2 protein-coding genes and 1 tRNA gene are annotated in these 4273 nt (G+C 47.1%); 2 read left to right on the top strand and 1 reads right to left on the bottom strand.

Annotated elements, in window-relative coordinates:
* Positions 1-774: 774 nt before the first annotated feature.
* A tRNA-Glu gene (locus QZ310_RS11130) sits at positions 775-849 on the bottom strand.
* A gap of 326 nt (positions 850-1175) precedes the next feature.
* Between QZ310_RS11130 and rsfS the strand changes: the two genes are divergently transcribed.
* Positions 1176-1538, top strand: a complete 363-nt coding sequence (rsfS, locus tag QZ310_RS11135; RefSeq protein ID WP_297072790.1) for a ribosome silencing factor — start codon at positions 1176-1178, stop codon at positions 1536-1538.
* Positions 1539-1585: 47 nt separating this feature from the next.
* Entirely contained in the window at positions 1586-3760 is a 2175-nt protein-coding gene (ftsH, locus tag QZ310_RS11140) for an ATP-dependent zinc metalloprotease FtsH (protein WP_297072792.1), read from the top strand.
* Positions 3761-4273 lie beyond the last annotated feature (513 nt).

Below are 4273 nucleotides of genomic sequence, written 5' to 3' on the forward strand. Positions count from 1 at the left end.
TTTGTTATTTTTATTTAAGCTGGTGATGGAATCATCATTTGGACTTCGCAGCTCATTAACTGCCATCCGGATTTCCCTTTCTTGTAGTTCAATCAGAAAATCCGGTTCATGTAGGATGAAAAGAGATACAGAAGTCCCTATAACGCGTTACGCATTAACTTAGAACAATATAACAAATTTGTTATATGTTAGAACAGAATAAACAAAACAATAGAAGTGTAATTTGCTGAAATTAATCTTTTGTATCTTCTGACCTTCTGTCTTTTTGTGCCCTTATCAGTAATTACGGCTTGTGCCTTTCGTGTTATTATTCTTTCTGCTTTGTGTCAGGATACTTTTAGCAATACTCTGTAAACCGGATGGTCTCCGGCATCGTTGGCGGCCGATGTCCGGTAGAGGTAAAAATAAGCGGGCGCAGTCGGGATGACTACGTCCGCTTTATGAGAAACCACGCCGGAGGAAGATGATGAAACTCCGAATGACAGGATTTGAGTGCTCGCCGACCTTTGTAATCCTCCGGGCAATTACGCCTCCCCCGAAGGGGATGAGGCCCGCCATTGGGCGACTAAGCTTGTCTCGGTATTTCAAAAATAATTGATGAGTTTCCCAATCGTGCTCCGGCGCGGGAAATTTTTTGTCTCTTCAATTTTACAACACAAAATTAGTGCATTTCGTTTTATTTTCCAAATCGGATTGTCAAAAATTTTTATCCGGGAAGTGGAGTGGGGTATAGGTAAAGAAAAAGCGACTTCATCATGATGAAGTCGCTTTCTTTGGTAGCCCATAGCAGAATCGAACTGCTATTTCAAGTGTGAGAAACTTGCGTCCTAACCGTTAGACGAATGGGCCATTTGGCGATGATGTCGTTGTTTCATTTCGACGGTGCAAAGGTAGGCACTTTTCTATTACCCTCCAAATTTTCCGGCTATGTTTAACATATTTTTGCATTAATGGGGCCTTGAAAGGCTATTTTCTGCCATCATTATGCAAGAATCGCCCGCAAACCAAACGGCTGAACCGATTGTTAAGAAAGTGAGTTAAGATATGATTTAACTCAAATGGATGTGCTTACCGATGGTAATTCAAGGAAAATGATTACCTTTGTGTCAGATTTATCACATATTTATATTTTTATAATTCATCAAGAGTATCAACTCCTACCGTAAGAATAATTCATGACAGAAAAAACAACAGACATACTGCCTTACATCATCGAAGGCATTCGCGATCGAAAAGGGCGCAAGATAACCACAGTCGACATGAGCGACATCGACACCGCTGCTGCCCGCCGTTTTGTAATCTGTGAAGGAACCTCGACCCAACACGTTGCAGCCGTCGCCGACAGTATCCGTGAATATCTCCTTGAAAATATAAAAGTCAAACCATACAACTATGACGGTTACGGCAATTCGCAGTGGATTGTGATTGATTACGGCGACACACTCGTCCATGTCTTTCTTCCGGAAACACGCCATCTCTACGATCTTGAAGAACTCTGGAGCGATGCAAAAATCACCGACTATCCTGATGAGGACTGATCGCGTTCCGGAAATTTACACACATTACAATTGCAAGCATTGATAAAATGAGTTCATCCACTCCTCCCAAGAATCCCCAGCCTAAGAAGATGGGGGGCATAAAGTTCAGTATGTACTGGGCCTATGCCATCATAATCGTATTTTTGCTCGGTATGCTTTATATCGACGACAATTCCATCACGAAGGAGGTCAGCTTTACTAAGTTCGAGCAATATGTGGCCGACGGCGGTGTAGGTGACATGACTGTCTTCACCAACACCAACCGTGCGGAAGCCGTGCTGTCCGATTCTCTTGCAAGCGAGATTTTCCCAAAGACCCAGTATGAGGCCGGAAAGGGTACGATTGCAAAGATTGTCACCGACATCCCTTCCGCCGACAGATTCCAGGACAAGATCGACCTCTGGAAGCAGGAGGGGATCTATTCCGGAAATGTCAAATATGAAAAGGCTTCCGACTATTCGGCACTCCTCTGGACATTCGCTCCTATCTTGCTCCTCGTGGCATTATGGTTCATAATGATGCGCCGCATGTCGGGCGGAGCCAGTGGCGGAGGTCCCGGCGGTGTCTTCAATGTCGGAAAATCAAAGCCCAAGGTGTTCGACAAGGGTGAGGGTACAAACGTCACCTTTAAGGATGTGGCAGGTCTGACAGAGGCCAAGACTGAAATCCGCGAAATCGTGGAGTTCCTCCGCAATCCGCAGCGCTATACCGACCTCGGAGCTAAAATCCCCAAGGGTGCGCTCCTCGTAGGCCCTCCCGGAACCGGTAAGACCCTTCTTGCCAAGGCTGTTGCAGGTGAGGCAAACGTCCCCTTCTTCTCTATGTCAGGTTCGGACTTCGTCGAGATGTTTGTCGGTGTGGGTGCGTCGCGAGTGCGCGACCTCTTCCGTCAGGCAAAGGAAAAGGCCCCCTGTATAGTGTTCATCGACGAGATTGACGCCGTCGGCCGTGCCCGTGGCAAGAATCCAAACATGGGTGCCAATGACGAACGCGAAAATACTCTCAACCAGCTTCTTACCGAGATGGACGGTTTCGGGACAAACAGCGGTGTGATTATCCTTGCCGCAACCAACCGTGCCGACATTCTCGACAAAGCGCTCCTGCGTGCCGGACGTTTCGACCGTCAGATTAACGTCGACCTTCCCGAACTTAAGGACCGTATCGAGGTGTTCAAGGTGCATCTGCGCAACATCAAGACTGATGATTCTGTGGATGTCGACCTCATGGCGCGCCAGACAGCCGGTTTCTGTGGTGCCGACATCGCCAATGTCTGCAACGAGGCGGCCCTTATCGCAGCCCGAAGCAACAAGAAAGCCGTGGACCGCGACAGTTTCATGGCCGCTATCGACCGCATCATTGGAGGTTTGGAACACAGCTCGAAAATCATCTCCGCAGAGGAGAAGAAGGCCATCGCCATCCATGAGGCAGGCCATGCCACCGTTTCGTGGTTCCTTGAATACTCAAACGAGATGGTCAAGGTGTCAATCGTTCCGCGCGGAATGGCTCTCGGTGCCGCATGGTATATGCCTGAGGAGCGTCAGATTACTCCTCTCCAGGCACTTCTCGACCAGATGTGTATGACTCTCGCAGGTCGTGCTGCCGAGGAACTTACTCTCGGGGAGGTTTCTACAGGTGCGCTCAACGACCTTGAGAAAGTTACTAAAATGGCCTACGCCATAGTGGTTTACTATGGTATGAGTGATAAGATACCCAACGTCTGCTACTACGATTCGACCGGTCAGGCCTACGGTTTCTCCAAGCCTTACGGTGGTGAACGTGCCAAGCAGATTGACGATGAGGTGTCGCGCATCATCCAAGAGCAGTACGAACGTGCAAAGCAGATTCTCCGTGACCATAAGGAGGGACATGCGAAACTCGCCGAGACACTTCTCACAAAGGAGGTGATGTATGCCGAGGACCTCGTGAATATCTTCGGAAAGCGTCAATGGAAGTCGCGTACCGAGGAAATCATGAAACTTCAGGCCGAACGCGATGCCAAGCGCGCGCTTGAAGAGGGTTCGAAGAAGGATGCTGATGCTTCTGCCGATGATTCCAAACCGACTGATAATGAGGGAACTGATTCCTCCACTGTTGATGTCGTGGATGTCAATGCCGAGGTTGTCGAAGGGACTGCTACAGAGCTTCCCGCATCTGAAAATGAGTCGGCGAAGAGCGGGACGGACAACAGCGAGCCTACGCCTCCTCCCTTTAAAAAAGATTGAAAAAAATTCCACTGAATTTGCATTATCGCACCTTTTAAGTGTTTGCATTGACTACCTTTGCAGTAGCAATGCAAACCTTTTTTTGTATCGCTACCGACATTTGAAAAGTATCTTTTATTGGCATCTCCAACTCCCCCCCTCCGCTCCCATCATCCCGATATTGATTCCCTAAAAATGTCCCCTCCCTACAGTTGTTATCAATCTTATTTCTAACCGTTTAATTATCTCATACCATTTACGAAACAGATAGTTGTTATCAATCTTATTTCTAACCATTTAATTGTCTCATACCATTTACGAAACAGATTGTTGTTATCAATTTTATTTCTAACCGTTTAATTATTTCATACCATTTACGAAACAGATATTTCCCAAGCTTTAATTTAGGCGAGGTGTCCGCAGGAATATGTGGCCACTCGAAGTTCCATATCAGGCTTCGGCCATGATTTTATGGCTGTTGCCGTGCGTATATACCACGATTACCGTCATTGCTGCGGAGTTTTTTATTTTTTT

Origin of the sequence: uncultured Duncaniella sp., assembly GCF_910577345.1 — a bacterium.
Taxonomy (GTDB): domain Bacteria; phylum Bacteroidota; class Bacteroidia; order Bacteroidales; family Muribaculaceae; genus Duncaniella.

Coding starts and splice junctions, on each gene's coding strand:
- rsfS (WP_297072790.1), top strand. CDS start 1,176: ATGACAGAAAAAACAACAGACATACTGCCTTACATCATCGAAGGCATT.
- ftsH (WP_297072792.1), top strand. CDS start 1,586: ATGAGTTCATCCACTCCTCCCAAGAATCCCCAGCCTAAGAAGATGGGG.